Consider the following 19460-nt stretch of genomic DNA (forward strand, 5'->3'; position numbering starts at 1 on the left):
CGTCGCGGCGGCTGGGCTACCGGCTGCTGGTGGTCTCGCGGACCCACGGCAGCGCGAGGCGCTCGACCACCACGAGGGCGGTGTAGAGCAGGATGCTGACCAGCGCGACCAGCATGATGGCCGCCCAGGCGGTGGCGGTGTCGCCGATTCCCGCGTACTGCTGGATGACGTAGCCGAGGCCACCCTCGCCGGCCTGGAACTCGCCGATCACCGCGCCGATCGCGGCCAGCGGCATGGCCACCTTGAGCCCGACGAAGATCTGCGGCAACGCGGCCGGGAAGCGCACCTTGCGGAACGCCTGCCAGCGCGACGCGTTCCAGGAGCGGACCAGCTCGGCGAGGTCGGCCGGGGTGGTGGTCAGCCCGGTCGCGGTGGAGAGCACGATCGGGAAGAAGCAGAGCAGGAAGACCATGGTGAGGATCGGCCGCTGACCCCAGCCGAGCGCCACCACGAGCAGCGGGCCCAGCGTGATCTTCGGTACCGCGTTCACCGCGACGAGCAGCGGGGTGAACATCCGCTCCACCATCCGGGACGAGGCCAGTGCCAGCCCGATCAGGACGCCGGCCGCCGCCGAGAGCGCGAAGCCGATCAGGATCTCCAGCGTGGTGTCGCCGGTGTGCTCCAGCATCCGGGCCGGCTTGTCGACGAACGCGGTCAGCACGTCCGCCGGTGGCGGCAGCGCCGCCGGGTGCACCAGCTCCAGCCGGGCGACCAGCCACCACACCGCGAGGGCGACCAGCAGACCGACCGTGGGCAGGGCGGCGCCCGCTCCGGCGCGTACCCCGGCACCCCGGCGCGCGCCCGCCGCGGGCCCGGCGGTTGCCGGGGTGGCCTCGGCCACCGGCTCCGCCGACCGGACCTCGGTCATGGTGTCCTCCTTCGGTTCCGCCGGCCCACGGGCCGGCACGGAGCCGGGGCACGCCCCGCCGACGCCCGGCGGGACGCGCCCCGGATGACCTCGACGATCAGGCCTTCGGCGCGAGGCTGAAGTCGATGATCTGGTCGGGGGTGATGTTCTGCTTCAGGGCGCCGGCGCCCTGGAGGATGGCGATGCTCTTGGCCACCCGGCCACTGTCCAGAGTGCCCAGGACGGTGCCGGAGTTGCTCGACCGGACGTAGCCGGCCATCAGCTGCAGCTCGGCGGCGGCCGCGGCGGTGTTGGTGGCGTCCACGTTCTTCTTCAGGATCTCCGCCGCCTCCTGCGGGTTGGCCAGGCTGTACTCCAGGCCCTTCATCAGCGCGGCGGTGAACTTCTTGACCATCTCCGGCTTCTCCTTGGCGTTCTTCGCCGAGGTGATCAGCACGTTGCCGTAGAGGTCCTGCATCACGTTGCTGTACGGCAGCATGACGGCCTTCTTGCCCTTGGCCACCGACTCGATGGTCGGCTGGCCGACGACGAACTGCCCGATGCCGTCCACCTGGCCGGCGGCGAGCGTGCCGATCAGGGTCTGCGCCTCACCGTTGACCCAGGTCACCTTGCTCGCGTCCACGCCGGCCATCCGGGCGTACGTCGGGAAGAGGTTGCGGACCACGGAGCCGGGGGTGTCCGCGAGCTTCTTGCCCTCCAGGTCCTTCGGGGAGGCGATGCCCTTGCCGTCGAGGGTGGCGATGCCGGCCATGGTGCGCTGCTGGATCGCGGCCACCGCGATGAAGTCCTTGGCCTGGCCGTTACCGAGCTGGAGCAGCCCACCGGTCAGGTCGATCGGGCCGAAGTCGGCCTGGCCACCGACGACCGTCTGGATCACGCCGCCGGTGCCCTGACCGGCCTTGATCTCGACGTCGAAGCCCGCGTCCTTGAAGAAGCCCTTGTCCTTCGCCACCCAGGCGTAGGAGTCACGGCCGAACTGGCCGAAGGAGGTGAGGTAGGTCACCTTCTCCAGCGCTCCACCGTTCCCACCGGCGGCGTCGTCGGACGAGTCCGAGTCGCCGCTGCAGCCGGCGGCGAACGCGAGGGCGGTGGCCAGCGCGGCGGCGGCGACCGTACGGGTCAGCCTTCTCATCAGTGCACCATGTCCTTTCCGACCGGGGCCCGACAGGCCGCCGGAGGGGTTGTCGCGGGGCGCCGGCGGAAGGGGGCAGGCCGGCACGACCGTCGTGAGGGGACTCTTCGCGGGCACAGCGTACGAGAACCCCACCTTTGCGACGCCAGGCATGCCGGGTTGCGGAACGGAAACAAACTGACGTCCACCCCGGACGGTGCGATAGAGACATGAGCCGGATAACCTTTCCCGGATTCCTGACCGACCAATCAGGGGAGGCCGCCGGAGATGATCCGACTGTCCGGTGTGTCCCGTACCTTCGAAGGCCGGTCCGGCCGGGTCGAGGCGCTGCGGGGCATCGACCTCGACGTCGCCGAGAGCGAGTTCGTGGCCGTTCTCGGCCGCTCCGGCTGCGGCAAGTCCACCCTGCTCCGGCTCGTCGCGGGACTGCTACCGGTGACTTCCGGCGAGATCACCGTCGCCGGCGCCCCGGTCGCCAAGCCCCGCCGGGACATCGCGATGCTGTTTCAGCGGCCGGCCCTGCTGCCGTGGCGCACCGTGCTCGACAACGTGCTGTTGCCGGTCGAGATCTTCGGCTGGAGCCGGGCGAAGCACAAAGAGCGCGCCCGGCAACTGCTCGACCTGGCCGGGCTGGCCGGCTTCGAGAAGCGCCTGCCGCACGAGCTCTCCGGCGGCATGCAGCAGCGGGTCGCGCTGTGCCGGTCGCTGATCGGCGAGCCGCGCGTGATGCTGATGGACGAGCCGTTCTCCGCGCTGGACGCGCTCACCCGCGAGGAGCTCGCCGGTGAACTCCAGCGGGTGCACATGGAGAACGGCGCGACCGTCGTCTTCGTCACCCACTCGATCGACGAGGCGGTGCTGCTCGCCGACCGCGTCGTCGTGCTCAGTCCCCGACCCGGCCGGATCCGCAAGGTCGTCGAGGTGGACATCCCCCGGCCGCGCACCCTCGGCCGCAACGCGCACCTCGCCGATGTCGCCCGGGTCAGCGCCGACCTGCACGAGCTGCTGATGGAACGCGACCAGCCGGCGAGCACCGGCACGGAGGGACGATGAACATGCGGGTGTCGGTCTTCACCGAGCCGCACCGGGGCGCCAGCTACGACGACCAACTCCGCTTCGCCCGGCTGGTCGAGGCGGCCGGATTCGAAGGCTTCCTCCGCGCCGACCACTACCAGTCGATGGGCGCCGACCCGGGGCTACCCGGGCCGACCGACGCCTGGCTGACCCTGGCCGCGCTGGCCCGGGAGACCACCCGGATCCGGCTCGGCACGCTGGTCACCTCGGCCACCTTCCGGCTGCCCGGCCCACTCGCGGTGATGGTCGCCCAGGTCGACCAGATGAGCGGTGGCCGGATCGAGCTGGGCATCGGCGCCGGCTGGTTCGAGCGCGAACACCGCTCCTACGGCATCCCGTTCCCCGCGGTCGGCGAGCGCTTCGACCGGCTGGCCGAGCAGCTCGAAGTCATCACCGGGCTGTGGCGGACCCCGGTCGGCGACTCCTACACCTTCATCGGTGACCACTACCGCCTGGTGGACGCCCCGGCGCTACCCAAGCCGGTGCAGGTGCCCGGCCCGCCGATCATCGTGGGTGGCCGCGGCCCCAAGCGGACCCCGGACCTGGCGGCCCGCTACGCCGACGAGTTCAACATGCCGTTCAAGTCCGTGGACGAGACCGCCGAGGCGTACGAGCGGGTGCGGGAGGCCTGCGACCGGGTCGGCCGGGCCGAATCCGGGCGGGCCCCGCTGGTGCTCTCCGCCGGGATCGTGGTGGCGATCGGCCGGACCGACGCCGAGGCCGAGCGACGAGCCGCACCGCTGCACGTCGCCAGCGCGCTCCCGCCGGAGTCCCCGGTGATCGGCTCGCCCGCCGAGCTGGTCGAGCGGATCGGCGAGTTCGCCGCGATCGGCGCCACCCGTGTGCACCTGCGCCTGATCGACCTCGCCGACCTGGACCACCTGGAACTCATCGGCAGCGAGGTGCTTCCGCAGTTGGACGGAGACCAATGACCGACGTGACGAACGTGACCGACGGACTCGAGCTCGGGCCGGTCGGCCAGGAGATCGTGTACGAGAACGACCGGGTCCGGGTCTGGCACATCCGGCTGGAGCCGGGCGAGCGCCAGCCCCTGCACCGGCACGACCACCCCTACCTGGTGGTGGCGATCGAGGGCGCCAAGAACGTGGTGCAGACGGTGGACGGCACCCGGATCGACGCGGACGAGCCGACCGGCGGAGTGGTCTACCGCGACCCGGGCGCGGTGCACATGCTCACCAATGTCGGGGATACGACGTACCTGGCCCGGCTGGTCGAACTCAAGTAGACCGACCGGTCAGGCGGGCGGTCGCGCGCGGCGCGCCGGTGGCGATCCGGTGTACCGGGTGCGTAACGTGCCCGATATGGCCTATCGGACCTGGGGCAGACTGCTGCTCACCGCGCTCGGAGTGAGCGTGCTGGCCGGGGCCGGCCAGCTGGGCATCGCGTACGGCTTCGGCATCGTGCGGCTCACCGGCGGGTTCACCGGCGCGACCGTCAACCAGTGGCCGGCCCAGCTCGTCTGGGTGGGCTGGTTCGCGGCAAACGCGGCCGTGGCCGGCGCGGTGCTCACCGAACGCCTCGCCCGCCGGGACGCGCTACCCGTCAGCACCGGCCGGCAACTGGCCGTCGGCGCGGCCGCCGCGCTCGGCGCCACCGCCATCGCCCCACTCTGCATGCAACCCGCGCGGGCCGCGGAGCTGGTCTCCGTCGACCCGGTCTTCGCGGTCGGCATCTGCGCCGTCCTCGGCGCGGTCGTCGGCGCCGGCGCGGCGATCGCAGTCCTGCTCAACCCGCCGCTGGGCTGGAACGCGGCGGCGGTCGCCGGCGCGATCTGGCTGTTCGCGCTGGTCTCCGCGCTGCCGTCGCTGGGCGTCGACGGGCCGCTGCGCGCCGTCCGGCTCGGCGTGCTCGAGCCGACCTGGCTGGCCACGGAGGCGGCTCAGCGCCTGTCGCTGATCCTGCTGCCCCTCGTGGCGCTGCTCGCCGGCGCGGCGACGGCCGGGCTGGCCCGCTGGCGGGGGCAGGTACCGCTGATCAGCGCCGCGACCGGGGTGGCCGGTCCGGTGCTGGTGGCGTTCGCCTACCTGACCGCCGGTCCCGGCGACCCGGTGAACCGCTACCAGACCACGCCCTACTACGGCGCGCTGATTGCGGTGGCCGCCGGGGCGCTCGGCGCGACCGCGGCCGCGCTGCTGCGCTGGCCGACACGCGCCCGGGCCACCGGTGCGCACGCCATCGAGCCGAGCGACATCCTCCGCCCGCTGCCCGCCGGGCCGGCGCTGCCGACCGCCGAGTCGACCGTCACCGACCATTCGGCCGGCGAGCAGGCGGAGCCGGCCGGCGCGGACCTGGCCGGCCGGTCCGGCGGTACGGTCCCCGCCACCGGCGGCACCCCGAGCGGCGGGGACGCCTCGCCCCGGAGCACCCCCGCCCACTGGGACTGGCCGGCGGCCGATCGGCCCGCGCCGACCTGGTCGGGCGCGGACGCCGAGAACGCTCGGCCCGGCGCTGACCTGCCCACGTCACGGCTGACGGTCGAGTCGACGCTGGGTCGGCCGGTCGCGCCGACGGCGCAGCCCGCCGCCGATCCCCACTCGACCAGCCACGCCGTGAAGCCCACCGTGGCCGGGGCCGGCCCGACCGCCGAGCCCACCGTGGCCGGGGCCGGCCGGACCGCCGAGCCCACCGTGGCCGAGGCCAGCCCGACCGCCGAGCCCACCGCGGCCGAGACCGCCCCGACCGCCGGTCCGGTCGGACAGGCCGGGCCCGACGTCGCCGCCCGGACCAACGCGGCCGGGACCGCCCGTCCGACCGCCGGTCCGGTCGGACAGGCCGGGCCCGACGGCGCCGCCCGGACCACCGCGGCCGGGACCGCCCGGACCGGTGCGGAGGCCGTCGACGCCGCCGCGTCCACCGCTGGCGAATCCCGCCGCGCCGCCGAGGCCGGCCAGCCGGTCGAGGGCCGCGTCGCGTCGGAGCACGGGGCGAGCGCGGCTCCGGCACCCGGCCCGGCCACCTCGGCCGACGCACCGAAACCGCCGCGGGCGCGGCGGGGCGCGGCACGTCCCGCCGGTGACCCGGTCACCACGTCACCCACCGCCACCGGGGCGGACCAGCGCACCGGCGACGACCCGGCCGCGCCAGACCGGACGGTCGGCGACCCGACCGGCACCGGCCGACCGGCCGCCGGCGACCCGGCAGCCACCGTGGACGCGGCAGCCGCCGCTACCGGCACGACGGCGGCACCGGCGCCCAAGCCCCGGCGGACCCGCAAGCCCCGCTCCACGTCGACCGGCAAGTCCGGCGCGGCGACGAAGCCGGTCAGCGGGAACACCGCGCCGGACGCCGCCGTCCCACCGGCCGACGCGCCGGACGCCGCCGGGACGCCTGCTGTGGACGAGCCGACCGGCGCCCCGGCGTTCCCGGCCCAGCCGACCGCCACGCCGGCCCAGCGTGACGAGTTGAGCGGCGGCCCCTCGCCCCACGACGAGCCGAGCCCCGCTCCGACGTTCCGCGCGGAGCCCATCGGCGCTCCTGCCTTCCCGGCGGAGCCGGAGTCGAGCGCACCGGCCGGGCCGCGGTCGAGCGGCGATCCGGCCGGCACCTCCGAGACCGAGCGGCCAAGCCCGCTCCCGCCGGCGTGGCAGGTCGCACCGGCCTGGCCGGTCCCGCCGCGATCCGCGCCCCCGAGCGCCGACCCCGCGGCACCGCAGGCTCGGGAGGAACCCGCCGCGCCGGCCGCCCGAGCCCGGCACCGGGCCCCGCTGCCGGACCTCAACCGGGCCGCGGACTGGGAGGCCCTCGCCACCGCGCGCCGCGCCGGCCCGCAGTCGACCGGCCCGCAGTCGACAGGCGCTCCGGACACCGCACCGAGCGGACCGTCGACCGGCCCCGAAACGGCCGAGGCCGAGCCGTCGGGTGAGCCGGCCGAGGGCGCGACCACCGAGCCGACCGCGGCGGACCAGGCCGCCGGTCGGGGCCGAGGCCGGCTCGGGCTGTTCCGGCGCGGCCGCTCCCGCGCCGACGCCGAGACCGCCACCGAGTCGGAACCGCTGCCGGAGCAGGACGAGGAATTCGTCGGCTGGGTCGCCGGGCTGAGCAAGCCGGTGCCGGACAACGAGCCCGAGCAGGAGAGCGGGCGACGGTCGCTGCGCTCCAGCGGCCGGCACCACCGGGACTGAACCCGACCGCCCGGGTGCCGCCGCGGCGACACCCGGGCGGGGATGCCCCGGGTGAACGGGCAGGCGTCGCGCCGCTGAGCGCCGCGCCGGGGCGGCTCAGGCCTGCGGCAGGTAGACCCGACCGCCGCCGGAGACGAACTCCGCCGACTTGTCCCGCATGCCGCGCGCCGCGTACTCCTTGAGCTCCTGGGTGATCTTCATGGAGCAGAACTTCGGGCCGCACATCGAGCAGAAGTGCGCGGTCTTGGCCGGCTCGGCGGGCAGCGTCGCGTCGTGGTACGCCCGTGCGGTCTCCGGGTCCAGCGCGAGGTTGAACTGGTCCTCCCAGCGGAACTCGAACCGGGCCTTGGAGAGCGCGTCGTCCCAGGCCTGCGCGCCCGGGTGACCCTTGGCCAGGTCGGCGGCGTGCGCCGCGATCTTGTACGCGATCACGCCGGCCTTCACGTCGTCCCGGTCGGGCAGCCCCAGGTGCTCCTTCGGCGTGACGTAGCAGAGCATCGCGGTGCCGAACATCCCGATCATCGCCGCGCCGATCGCCGAGGTGATGTGGTCGTACGCGGGCGCGATGTCGGTGGTCAGCGGGCCGAGCGTGTAGAAGGGCGCCTCGTGGCACCACTCCTGCTGGAGGTCCACGTTCTCCTTGATCTTGTGCATCGGCACGTGCCCGGGGCCCTCGATCATCACCTGCACGTCGTGCTCCCAGGCGACCTTGGTCAGCTCGCCGAGGGTACGCAACTCGGCGAACTGCGCCTCGTCGTTGGCGTCCGCGATGGACCCCGGACGCAGCCCGTCGCCGAGGGAGAAGGTCACGTCGTACCTGGCGAGCAGCGCACACAACTCGGCGAAGTTGGTGTAGAGGAAGTTCTCCTCGTGGTGCGCCAGGCACCAGGCCGCCATGATCGAGCCACCCCGGGAGACGATCCCGGTCACCCGGTCGACGGCCATCGGCACGTACGGCAGCAGCACCCCGGCGTGCACGGTCATGTAGTCGACGCCCTGCTCGGCCTGCTCGACGACGGTCTCCCGGAACACCTCCCAGCTCAGCTTGACCGGGTCGCCGTCGACCTTCTCCAGCGCCTGGTAGATCGGCACGGTGCCGATCGGGACCGGCGAGTTCCGGACGATCGCCTCGCGGGTCTCGTGGATCCGCTTGCCGGTGGAGAGGTCCATCACCGTGTCCGCGCCCCACCGGGTCGCCCAGGTCAGCTTCTCCACCTCCTCGGCGACGGACGAGCTGACCGCCGAGGTGCCGATGTTGGCGTTCACCTTCACCAGGAACGCCTTGCCGATGATCGCCGGCTCACACTCCGGGTGGTTGACGTTGAGCGGCAGCACCGCCCGACCGGCCGCGATCTCGTCCCGGACGAACTCCGGTGCGACTCCCTCCCGGATCGCCACGAACTCCATCTCCGGCGTGACGATCCCGGCCCGGGCGTAGCCGAGCTGCGTCGGACGTCGCCCGTCGATCCCGGCCAGCGGGGTGCCCGCGCCACGTACCGGAGCGACATCGCCGCGCGCCGCGATCCACGGCCCGCGCAGCGGCGGCAGCCCCACCTCCGGGTCGGAGCCCGGCCCCGAGGTGTCGTAGAGCCGCAGCGGCGGGTTGTCCCCGGTCAGCGCCACCTCGGCGAACGGCACCTGGAGATCCGGCCGGGACCCCTCCACGTACACCTTGCGTCGTGCCTGCATGACAGCCTCCCTGGTGATCAAGCGGTCCAGCCGAAGTGGTCCAACGGACCCCGCCCGGCGCCCAGCTCCCAGCCCCGCGCGCCGGTCAGCGCGCGGTGCACGTACTCCTTGGCGGCACCGACCGCCGCCGGCACCGGATCCCCCAGCGCCAGCCGGACGGCGATCGCCGCCGAGAACGAGCAGCCGGTGCCGTGGGTGTGCCGGGTGGCCACCCGGGGCGCGCGCAACAGCGCGGTGACCCCGCCGCCGTGCAGCACGTCCACCGCCTCGCCGCCGTCGAGGTCGCCGCCGGTGACCACCACGTGCTCCGGGCCGCCGGCGGCCAGCGCCTCCGCCGCGGCGACCATCCCGGCCAGGTCGTCCACCGGGCGTCCGGTGATCGCCGCGGCCTCCGCGCAGTTCGGCGTCGCCACCCGGGCGTACGGGAGCAGCCGCTCGACCGCGGCGACCACGCCGAGCCGGTGCCCGCTCGTGGCGACCAGCACCGGGTCGACGACGAGGTGCGGGAGCCGACCGTCACGGGCCGCGTCGGCCACCACGGCGGCGACGGCCGGGCTGCCGAGCATGCCGGTCTTCACCGCCCGCACGCCGAAGTCGGCCAGCACGCTGTCGAGCTGCTCGGCGACAGTGCGCGGCGGCAGCGGCAGCACCGCGTCGACGCCCCTGGTGTTCTGCGCGGTGACCGCGGTGAGCACGCTCGTTCCGTACGCGCCGAGGGCGGCGAAGACCTTCAGGTCGGCCTGGATGCCGGCGCCGCCCCCGGAGTCGGAGCCGGCGATGGTGAGTACGGCCGGTGGAGTCATCGTCGCCCTCCCGTGGTCGGTGTCGAGGGCTGCCCGCTTCGCGCTACCGGGGTGACGGCCTCGTCGAAGGCTTCCCTCAGCGTGGCGGCTGCCTGTGCGGGGTCGTCGGCTCGCATGATCGCGCCGAGGACCGCTACTCCGGCGGCGCCTGCCTCGACGCAGGCGTGTACCTGGCTGGGGGTCTCGATGCCGCCGAGGGCGAGGACGGCTACCGGGCTTCGCCGGATCAGCGCGGCCAGCCCGTCCGGCAGCAGGGGTGGGCCGTAGCCGGGCTTGGTCCTGCTGGCATACACGGGCGAGAGGGTGACGTAGTCCTCGGTGGAGAGACGGGCCAGCTCCGCGCGGTCGTGGCAGGAGCGGCCGACCAGGCCGACGCTCGGCGGCGGGTACGGGCCGGCGGCGGGCAGGTGGACGGCGTCGCCGTCGAGCGGATCGGGACCGGCGACGATGAGCGTGCCGCCGACCTCGGCCAGGATCGCCCGCAGCTCGACGGCGAGGGCCGCCCGCTCGGCCCGGGGCAGGTCCTTCTCCCGCAGCACGACCCAGCGCACTCCCCCGCCCACCGCCGCCGCGACCGCTGTCACCAACGGCCGCCGCGCGACCCGCCGATCGGTCAGCAGCACGACGCCGGTCGGCACCGCATCGACCGGGATCCTGGCGGCTTCCGGCCCCGCCAGGGGTCGGCTTTCGCCACGTTCCAGAGCGGGGGCGGTGTCGGGCTGGGTGTTCACAGGTCCGGCCGCCCGTCGTCCGGGGTGGACGCGAGCGCGTGGAAGCGGCGGGGGATGCGGCCCGCCCCGGCGGCGAGCCGGCCGGCTTCCACGGCGTGCCGCATCGCAGTGGCCATCGCCACCGGATCGGCGGCCCGGGTGACCGCGCTGGCCAGCAGCACCGCGTCGCAGCCGAGCTCCATCGCCAGCGCCGCGTCGGAGGCGGTGCCGATGCCGGCGTCCAGGATCACCGGCACGCCGACGCCCTGGCGGATCAGCCGGATGTGGTGCGGGTTGCCGATGCCCAGCCCGGAGCCGATCGGCGCGCCGGCCGGCATCACGGCCGCGCAGCCCACGTCGGCCAGCCGCCGGGCCAGCACCGGGTCGTCCGAGGTGTACGGCAGGACGGTGAACCCGTCGGCCACCAGCTCCTCGGCCGCGCGCAGCAGCTCCACCCCGTCCGGGAGGAGCGTCCGCTCGTCGCCGATCACCTCCAGCTTGATCCAGTCGGTGTCGAACGCGTCCCGGGCCAGTCGGGCGACCTTGACCGCCTCGCCGGCCGTGTAGCAGCCCGCGGTGTTGGGCAGCAGCCGTACCCCGCACCGGTCCAGCAGCTCCAGCAGGCCACCGGCGCTGCCGGGCGCGGTGTCCACCCGGCGCAACGCCACAGTGACCAGCTCGGTGCCGGAGGCCCGGATGGCCTGCTCCAGCACGTGCAGGTTCGCCGCGCCGCCGGTGCCCAATATGAGCCGCGAGGTGAAGGTCACGCCGCCGATCTCGAACGTCACCCCGCTCACCCGCCCTGGGCCGCACTGAGCACCTCGACCCGGTCGCCGTCGCGCAGCACGGTCGCCGGCCAGCCGGTCCGCGGCACCACCTCGCCGTTCACCGCGACCGCGAGCCCGCGCTGCTGCGGGGTGACCTCGCGGACCAGGTCGGCCACCGTCGCGCCGACGGGCAGCGTGCGCCCGGCCCCGTTCACCGTCAGTTCCACCGGTCCCCCTTCATCGTCGAATCAGTTCCACCGACGGCCGGGCCCACGCCGGCGAACCGGTCCGGTCGGAAGGGCGCGAGCAGCGGGTCGGGCTCGCCAGTGCTGACCAGGTCGGCGATCAGGTCGGCGGTGACCGGGGTGAGCACGATCCCGTGCCGGTGGTGCCCGGTGGCGGCCAGCACGTCCGGCCGGCCGGGCAGCGGGCCGAGGATGGGCGCGTTGTCCGGCGTGCCGGGCCGTAACCCGGCGACCGTCTCGACCAGGTCGTACTCGGCCAGCTCGGGGAGCAGCTCGACGGCGGCGCGGAGCAGGCGGAGCACCGCGCCGGCGGAGACGTCGGTGTCCCGGCGTTCCTCGACCGTCGCCCCGACGACCACCTCGCCGCTGTCCCGGGGCACCAGGTAGACCTGCTCGCCGTCGGCGTACCCCCGGATGACGTGCCGGAAGCCCGGCGCGACGCCGCCCGGCGCGCGGAGCCGGAGCACCTGTCCCTTCACCGGCCGGACCGGCAGCCCGGCCAGCGCGGCGGCGCCGCAGCCGGCCGCCACCACCGTGACGGCCGCGTCCAGCTCGCCCAGCCGGCGCACCGGCGCGGGCACCAGCACCGCACCGGCCCGCTCGGCGGCGGTACGCAGCGCGGGCACCAGCTTCCGCGGGTCGACCTGGTGGTCGGTGGGCGCGAGCGCCCCGCCGCGTACCCGGGTGGCCAGCGCCGGCTCGCGGTCGCGCAGCTCGCTGGGGCGCAGCGGGGTCACCGGCAGGCCGAGCCTCTGCTGGTACGCCCAGAGCCGGCGCGCCTCCGCCAGGTCGTCCCCGGTCAACCCGACCATCAGGGTGCCCTCGGTCCGGTAGCCGAGGTCGGCGCCGGTCGCCTCGGTCAGCTCGGCGGCGAACGCCGGCCAGCGGGCGGCGGACTCCACCAGCAACCCGGTCAGCTCCCGCTCACCGAAGTACGCCTCGGCGACCGGGGAGAGCATGCCGGCGGCGACCGCCGACGCCCCCGAGCCGGGGGCCGGGTCGTGCACGACCACCCGCAGCCCCCGGGCGGCGCACCGCCAGGCGATTGCCAGCCCGATCGGTCCCGCCCCCACCACCGCCACGTCCGGCCGGGCCCGGTCGTCGGATCGCGTCGACGGGGTCCGGCCGGTCAGCACGTCAGGGCCCCGAGCAGCTCCGTGGTCGCGCGGGCCGGGTCGGCGGCGGCGCAGATCGCGCCGACCACCGCCACCCCGTACGCTCCGGCGGCCCGCAGCGCCGGCACGCCGGCGGCGGTCACCCCACCGATGGCGATCACCGGCACGTCGACTGCCGCGGCCACCGCCCGGACCCCGGCCGCCCCGATCGGCGGTGGCAGGCCCTCCTTGGTGGCGGTGTGGTGGCAGGGGCCGACTCCCAGGTAGCTGGCGCCGGCGGTGACCGCCTCGGCGGCCGTGCCCGGTTCCCGGGCGGTGGCGCCGAGCACGGCGGCCGGGCCGAGCACTCGGCGGGCCGCCCCGACGGGCAGGTCGTCGGCGCCGACGTGTCCGCCGGCGGCGCCCACCGCCAGCGCCACGTGCAGCCGGTCGTTGACCAGGCAGCTCGCCCCGGACGGCGCGCAGAGCGCCAGCACCCGGCGGGCCAGGTCGTACGCCTCGCGGTCGGTGGCGGAGTCCTCGACCCGGACCTGCACCACGAGTTCGGCGCGGGCCGCCGACAGGGCGGCCCGGACCACGGTGAGGGGGTCCCGCCCGGGTCGGGTGTCGGTGATCAGATGCAGTCGCCCAAGGGACAGCACGGCAACACTCCTCCCTGCGCCGGCATTACCCGGATCAGGTTCAACGGTCGGGGGCTGTCAGCCCCCCTCTCAGCCCGGTACACCGGGCTCCCGTGGGTTACTTGCGTGTCACGGTACGACAGATCCGTCGGGCTGCCAAGGCGGGGGTCGGTGGCGGATCCGGCTGGGCGCTTCATGCGGTCCTGTTCGGAATGTCGCCCGCCGTTGCAGAACCGTTACCCGCTGGCATCTTGCCCGACATGCATCCAGCGGAATTAATTTGTTCAGCGATTCGACAAAATGCTGGCGTGGACGCCCTGGCACGGTGTCCGCACCGGCTCCATCTGGGACGGTCTTCGGCGAGCCGGCCCCCGCGATCCCTGTCCACCGCGACATAGGAGGCGGCGTGTCCCGATCTCGTCGTGCCCGTATACCACTCACCGCAACCCTGCTCTCATTCGCCCTGGCCGCATCGACCCTGTTCGGCGCGCCCGCGCAGGCGGCACCGGCCGCCGCGCAGATCCCCCCGCGGGACGCGCAGGCCGCGACCACGGTCACCCAGGCGCTGCCCAAGGCCGCGAAGGCGGCCGACGAACCCTTCTCCGTCCTGGTCTTCTCCAAGACCGCCGGTTTCCGGCACGACTCGATCCCGACCGGCATCGCCGCCATCCAGCAGCTCGGCGCGGCCAACGGATTCACCGTGGACAGCAGCGAGGACGGCGCGGCCTTCAGCGACGCCAACCTGGCGAAGTACCAGGCGGTGATCTGGCTCTCCACCACTGGCGACGTGCTCAACCCTGAGCAGCAGGCTGCGTTCGAGCGCTACATCCGCGCCGGCGGCGGCTACGTCGGCATCCACGCCGCCTCGGACACCGAGTACAGCTGGTCCTGGTACGGCGACCTGGTCGGCGCGTACTTCGCCAACCACCCGGCGAACCAGCAGGCCACGGTCAAGGTGGAGGATCACGCCCACCCGTCCACGGCCGAGCTGCCGGACCGCTGGTCGCGGTTCGACGAGTGGTACAACTACCAGACGAACCCGCGGCCGGACGTGCACGTGCTGGCCAGCCTGGACGAGAAGAGCTACACCCCGGGCGCCGGCGCGATGGGCGCCGACCACCCGATCGCCTGGTGCCAGGACTTCGACGGCGGCCGGTCCTGGTACACTGGGGGCGGCCACACCCGGGAGTCGTACGCCGAGCCCGAGTTCCTGGGCCACCTGCTCGGCGGCATCCGTACCGCCGCGGGCGCGGCGGACGCCGACTGCGGCGCCTCCAAGACGGCCAGCTTCGAGAAGGTCGCCCTGGACAGCAACACCAGCAACCCGATGGAGCTGGACATCGCGCCCGACGGGCGGGTCTTCTATATCGAGCGCGACGGCCGGGTGCAGATCGTCAAGCCGGACACCGGCAGCACCGTCACCGCCGTCGACCTGGACGTCTTCACCGGTAACGAGGACGGCCTGATTGGCATCCGGCTCGACCCGGACTTCGCCACCAACCACTGGGTCTACCTCTACTACGCCCCGAACGACGGTGTCGCGCGCAACCTGCTGTCCCGGTTCACGGTGACCGGCGACACCATCGACCTGGCCAGCGAGAAGCAGGTGCTGCGGGTCGACACCCAGCGCAACACCTGCTGCCACGCCGGCGGCAGCATGGCCTTCGACGGGGCCGGCAACCTCTACCTGGCCACCGGTGACAACACGAACCCGTTCGAGTCGAGCGCGTACACGCCGATCGACGAGCGGCCGGGCCGCCAGGACTACGACGCCCAGCGCACCTCGGGCAACACCAACGACCTGCGCGGCAAGGTGATCCGGATCCACCCGGAGGACGACGGGACGTACACCGTCCCGGCCGGCAACCTCTTCGCGCCGGGGACCGACAAGACCCGCCCCGAGATCTTCGCGATGGGCTTCCGGAACCCGTTCCGGATCGGCACCGACCCGAAGACCAACACGCTCTACGTCGCGGACTACGGGCCGGACGCCAACGCGGACAACCCGACCCGGGGTCCCCGCGGTCTGGTCGAGTGGAACGTCGTCACGCCCGGCAACTACGGCTGGCCGTACTGCACCGGGACGAACGAGGCGTACAACGACTACACCTTCCCCTCCGGCCCGAGCGGGGCGAAGTTCGACTGCGCCGCGCCGGTGAACAACTCGCCCAACAACACCGGCCTGACCAACCTCCCGCCGGTCGTCCCGGCCACCGTCGACTACGGCTACGCCGGTGACGCCCGGTACCCGGAGATCGGCGGCGGTGGCGCCCCGATGGGCGGCCCGGTCTACCGCTACGACGCCGACCTGAACTCCGAGCGCAAGTGGCCGGCGTACTACGACGGCAAGGCGCTGCTCGGCGAGTGGAACCAGTCGAAGATGTACACCATGCAGGTGACCGCCGACGGCAAGTCGCTGGTGGACATCAACCAACTGCTCACCGGCATGAGCATGATCCGGCCGATGGACTTCGAGTTCGGCCCGGACGGCGCGCTCTACCTGATCGAGTGGGGCAGCGGCTTCGGCGGCAACAACGACAACTCCGGCGTCTACCGGATCGACTACATCGCCGGTGACCGGGCACCGATCGCGGTGGCGGCTGCCACGCCGACCTCCGGGCCGGCGCCGCTGACCGTGAACTTCTCCAGCGCCGGATCCCGGGACCCGGACGGTGGCACGCTCACCTACGCCTGGGCCTTCGGCGACGGACAGACCTCCACCGAGGCGAACCCGACGCACACCTACGCGACGGCGGGCAGCTTCACCGCCCAGCTCACGGTGACCAACCCGAAGGGCCGCACCGCGGTGGCCAACGTGCCGGTCACGGTGGGCAACACCGCGCCGACGGTGACCATCGAGTTCCCGCCGGACGGCGGCTTCTTCGACTGGGGTGACCAGGTCCGCTACACGGTCAAGGTGACCGACCCGGAGGACGGGGAGATCGACTGCGACCGGGTCCAGCTGCAGGTGCTGCTCGGCCACGACGAGCACGCCCACCCGCTGGAGCAGCACACCGGCTGCACCGGCACCGTCCAGACGTCGCTCGCCTCCGGGCACGGCGCCGAGGCGAACGTCTTCGCCGTCTTCGAGGCCACCTACACCGACGAGGGCGGCACCGGCGGGGCCGGGCCGCTCACCGGCCGGGCGATCGAGCAGCTGCAGCCCAAGCGCAAGCAGGCCGAGTACTTCACCGCCACCGGCCGGGCGCCGGTGAGCACCGGCGGCGGCGACGCCGGCGTGCAGCGGGAGACCACCGGCGACACCGCCGGCGGGGGCCAGAACATCGGGTTCATCGAGGACGGCGACTGGTGGTCGCTCGCCCCGGCGGACCTGACCAACATCACCGACATCCGGTTCCGGGCCGCCTCGGCCGTCGCCGGTGGTCGGATCGAGGTCAGGGTCGGCGCGGCCGACGGACCGCTGGTCGCCTCGGCCACCGTGCCGGGCACCGGCGGATGGCAGACGTACACGGACGTGACCGCGCCGGTGACCGGTGCCGCGAGCGGCACGCTGTACTTCGTGGCCCGGGACCCGAACGGTGGCGCCGGGTCGCTGCTCAACGTCAACTGGATGGACTTCCTCGGCCGCGGCGTCACGGAGAACGGGCCACCGGTGGTCAGCGCCACCGCCACCCCGACCGCCGGCACCGCGCCGGTCACCGTCGCCTTCGACGGCACGGCCACCGACGCCGAGGGCGACACCCCGCTGACGTACGCCTGGGACTTCGGTGACGGCGGCACGGCGTCCACGCTGGACGCCAGCCACACCTACACCAGCCCGGGCACCTTCACGGCGACGCTCACGGTGACCGACAGCAAGGGCGCCAAGTCGTACGCCACGGTTCCGGTGCGGGTGGACGCGCCGAACACGTCCTGCTTCGGGGCGCGCTCGGACGACTTCACCGGCAACAGCCTCGACAAGAGCCGCTGGAGCGTGGTCCGCGAGAACCAGCTCTACTCGGTCTCGGAGGGCGCGCTGCGTCTGCCGACCGGGGTGGGCGACCTCTACGGGGCCCGCAACGACGCCACCAACCTGGTGCTCCAGCCGGCACCGTCCGGGGCCTGGCAGGCGACCACCCGGCTCACCCTCCCGGTGACGACCAACTACCAGCAGGCCGGCCTGCTGGTCTACGGCGACGACGAGAACTACGCCAAGCTGGACCTGCTCTTCTCGAGCAGCCGGCGGGTGGAGTTCATCCGGGAGACCGCCGGCGCGCCGCGCAACGAGGCCGCCGACAGCGCCGCCGCTCCGGCTGGTGACACGCTGCACCTGCGGCTGAGCAGCGACGGGACGAACCTGACCGCCGCCGTCTCGGCCGACGGGCAGACCTTCACCCCGGTCGGCCGGTCGGCCGCGCTCGCCGGCATCACCAACCCGCGGATCGGCCTCTTCGCGCTCAACGGCGGCACCGACGCGCCGGTGGTCGAGGCGGCGTTCGACTGGTTCCAGGTCTCGCCGGACGAGCCGGCCGGGCCGGTCGACCCGTCGGACGAGTTCACCGGCGACACGCTGGACAAGTGCCGGTGGGACGCGATCCTGCGGGAGGACCCGACGGGTTACCGGGTGACCGGTGGCGCGCTGCGGGTCGACGTGCCGAACGGTGACATCTACGGCACCGACAACACCGGGCCGGAGAACTTCATCCTGCAGACCGCGCCGGCCGGCGACTGGACCCTGGAGACGAAGGTCGACGGCAGCCTGCTGAACGAGCAGTACCAGCAGGCCGGTCTGATCGTGCACGCGGACGACGACAACTACCTGAAGTTCGACTACATCGCGGACAACCAGGCCGGCCAGCCGGTGACGCGGCGGATCGAGTTTCGCAGCGAGATCGGCGGGGCGGTGCAGAACCCGCAGCCGGAGGCCGCCAACCTGACCGGTTCGGTGTGGTACCTGCGACTGGCCCGCAGCGGTGACACTTTCACCGCGTCGTACTCGGCCGACGGGACGACCTGGACGGCGTTGACCACGCTCACCAACAGCGCGGTCGGTGCCACCCCCAAGGTCGGGCTCTTCACCCTCGGCGCCAACCAGACCGCCTCGAAGACCGCCGGGTTCGACTACTTCCGGCTCAGCACCGAGACGGCCGACGAGACGGCTCCGGTGACCACCGCGGCGGTCTCCGGCACCCCGACCGAGGGTTGGCACACCGGGCCGGTGACGGTCACCCTGACCGCCGCCGACGAGGCGGGTGGCAGCGGCCTGGCCGGCACGCAGTACCAGCTGGACGGGGCGACCGCCTGGACGGACTACACCGCGCCGGTGGCGGTCACCGGGGACGGCGAGCACGAGCTGCGGTTCCGCTCGACGGACCAGGCGGGCAACGTGGAGTCGACGAAGACCGTCAGCTTCAAGATCGACACCACCGCGCCGGTCACCTCGGCGTCCTTCGCTCCCGCGAACGACGCCGGCTGGCACGACGGGACCATCCCGGTCGTGTTGACCTCGACCGATGCCGGCTCCGGCGTCAAGTCGGTGGAGTGGTCGCTGGACGGTGGCGCGTGGACGCCGTACTCGGCGCCGATCGAGGTCACCGGTGACGGGGATCACGAGCTGCTCTTCCGGGCCGTCGACAAGGCCGGCAACGCCGAGACGCTCAAGTCGGCGGTGCTCCGGATCGACGGCACCAAGCCGACGCTGCTGGTGTCCGGGATCGCCGACGGCCAGCTCTACGGTGACAGCCAGGACGTCCGGGTGTCCTGGCAGGCGGTCGACCCGACCTCGGGCATCGCGAGCGTGGTCGGCGAGCTGGACGGCCGGCCGTACGTCAGCGGCACCCTGCAGGCCATGTACGAGCTGCCGCTCGGCCTGCACGAGCTGACCGTCACCGCGACCGACAAGGCGGGCAACCAGACCACCTCGGAGGTCCGGTTCTTCGTCACCACCTCGTTCCGGGACATGCAGAACCTGCTGGACCGGTTCAAGGCGACGGGGCGGCTCTCGGCCAATGCCCACAAGCAGCTGACCGCGAAGCTCGACGCCGCGCGTAAGGCCGAGGCGGCCGGCAACGACAAGAAGGCGGTCAAGCAGCTGACCGAGTTCCGGACCCTCGCCGCCGGCGCCACCCTGGTGCCGGAGGCCGAGATCCGGGACGTGCTGGTCCGGGACGCCGATGCCATGATCGTCCGGCTCGGCGGCGCGGCCAGCAAGGCCGGGGTGAAGGCGAACGACGGCGAGTCCGTCGACGGTGCCGGGCGGCTGGGTGGCGATGCCACCCGGCTCGCTCCGGGCCGCCGGCTCTGATCCGACGAGGCCCCTCCTCGACGCTCCGGCGTCGAGGAGGGGCCTCCCTCT

The 19460-nt window shown here is 73.7% G+C and carries 14 protein-coding genes and 1 riboswitch; of the genes, 5 read left to right on the plus strand and 9 right to left on the minus strand.

The genetic code is table 11. The features are described 5' to 3' along the window. Positions 1 to 16: 16 nt before the first annotated feature. Both ACIBBA_RS00810 and ACIBBA_RS00815 read right to left on the minus strand, forming a co-directional pair. On the minus strand, positions 17 to 868 hold the full coding sequence (locus ACIBBA_RS00810; protein ID WP_396692536.1) for an ABC transporter permease: 852 nt from the start codon (positions 866 to 868) through the stop codon (positions 17 to 19). Between the two features lie 97 nt (positions 869 to 965). Next, positions 966 to 2000, minus strand: coding sequence for an ABC transporter substrate-binding protein (locus ACIBBA_RS00815; RefSeq protein WP_396692538.1), 1035 nt, complete (start codon positions 1998 to 2000; stop codon positions 966 to 968). Between the two features lie 267 nt (positions 2001 to 2267). Here ACIBBA_RS00815 and ACIBBA_RS00820 point away from each other — a divergent pair, with 267 nt between their 5' ends. The 4 genes from ACIBBA_RS00820 (at position 2268) to ACIBBA_RS00835 (ending at position 7216) form a co-directional block, all read left to right on the plus strand. Further along, on the plus strand, positions 2268 to 3053 hold the full coding sequence (locus ACIBBA_RS00820) for an ABC transporter ATP-binding protein (protein ID WP_396692540.1): 786 nt from the start codon (positions 2268 to 2270) through the stop codon (positions 3051 to 3053). Positions 3054 to 3055: 2 nt separating this feature from the next. Next, complete coding sequence (locus tag ACIBBA_RS00825; protein WP_396693391.1) at positions 3056 to 4006, plus strand: LLM class F420-dependent oxidoreductase; 951 nt, start codon at positions 3056 to 3058, stop codon at positions 4004 to 4006. Then, the gene (locus tag ACIBBA_RS00830; protein ID WP_350871262.1) at positions 4003 to 4320 is read left to right on the plus strand and encodes a cupin; all 318 of its coding nucleotides are present in this window, start codon (positions 4003 to 4005) and stop codon (positions 4318 to 4320) included. The genes ACIBBA_RS00825 and ACIBBA_RS00830 overlap by 4 nt, the downstream gene beginning before the upstream one ends. Before the next feature lie 76 nt (positions 4321 to 4396). Further along, the gene (locus tag ACIBBA_RS00835; RefSeq protein ID WP_396692542.1) at positions 4397 to 7216 is read left to right on the plus strand and encodes a hypothetical protein; all 2820 of its coding nucleotides are present in this window, start codon (positions 4397 to 4399) and stop codon (positions 7214 to 7216) included. A gap of 96 nt (positions 7217 to 7312) precedes the next feature. On the opposite strand, the gene thiC is transcribed toward ACIBBA_RS00835, so the two are convergent. The 7 genes from thiC to thiE form a co-directional block, all read right to left on the minus strand. Continuing rightward, positions 7313 to 8905 (minus strand): phosphomethylpyrimidine synthase ThiC, encoded by a 1593-nt coding sequence (gene thiC, locus ACIBBA_RS00840; protein ID WP_396692544.1) that lies wholly within the window; start codon positions 8903 to 8905, stop codon positions 7313 to 7315. A gap of 17 nt (positions 8906 to 8922) precedes the next feature. Further along, positions 8923 to 9708 carry a bifunctional hydroxymethylpyrimidine kinase/phosphomethylpyrimidine kinase gene (thiD, locus tag ACIBBA_RS00845; protein WP_396692546.1) on the minus strand — a complete coding sequence of 262 codons (786 nt, stop codon included), beginning with the start codon at positions 9706 to 9708 and terminating at the stop codon, positions 8923 to 8925. After that, entirely contained in the window at positions 9705 to 10346 is a 642-nt protein-coding gene (locus ACIBBA_RS00850; protein ID WP_396692548.1) for a thiamine phosphate synthase, read from the minus strand. The genes thiD and ACIBBA_RS00850 overlap by 4 nt, the downstream gene beginning before the upstream one ends. An 89-nt stretch (positions 10347 to 10435) precedes the next feature. Next, on the minus strand, positions 10436 to 11215 hold the full coding sequence (locus tag ACIBBA_RS00855; protein WP_396692550.1) for a thiazole synthase: 780 nt from the start codon (positions 11213 to 11215) through the stop codon (positions 10436 to 10438). After that, complete coding sequence (gene thiS / locus ACIBBA_RS00860; protein ID WP_396692552.1) at positions 11212 to 11412, minus strand: sulfur carrier protein ThiS; 201 nt, start codon at positions 11410 to 11412, stop codon at positions 11212 to 11214. Before thiS ends, ACIBBA_RS00855 begins: the two co-directional genes overlap by 4 nt. Beyond that, positions 11403 to 12563: a glycine oxidase ThiO gene (gene thiO, locus ACIBBA_RS00865; protein ID WP_396693393.1), complete on the minus strand. Its 1161-nt coding sequence runs from the start codon at positions 12561 to 12563 to the stop codon at positions 11403 to 11405. The genes thiS and thiO overlap by 10 nt, the downstream gene beginning before the upstream one ends. After that, positions 12560 to 13186: a thiamine phosphate synthase gene (gene thiE / locus ACIBBA_RS00870; RefSeq protein ID WP_396692554.1), complete on the minus strand. Its 627-nt coding sequence runs from the start codon at positions 13184 to 13186 to the stop codon at positions 12560 to 12562. Before thiE ends, thiO begins: the two co-directional genes overlap by 4 nt. After that, positions 13181 to 13290: riboswitch (TPP riboswitch) on the minus strand. Its footprint overlaps the gene before it by 6 nt. A gap of 281 nt (positions 13291 to 13571) precedes the next feature. On the opposite strand from thiE, the gene ACIBBA_RS00875 reads away from it, so the two are divergent. After that, positions 13572 to 19409: a ThuA domain-containing protein gene (locus tag ACIBBA_RS00875; RefSeq protein WP_396692556.1), complete on the plus strand. Its 5838-nt coding sequence runs from the start codon at positions 13572 to 13574 to the stop codon at positions 19407 to 19409. The last annotated feature ends 51 nt before the right edge of the window (positions 19410 to 19460 follow it).

The sequence above is a fragment of the Micromonospora sp. NPDC051006 genome (assembly GCF_044456245.1).
In the GTDB taxonomy this organism is placed as follows: domain Bacteria; phylum Actinomycetota; class Actinomycetes; order Mycobacteriales; family Micromonosporaceae; genus Micromonospora.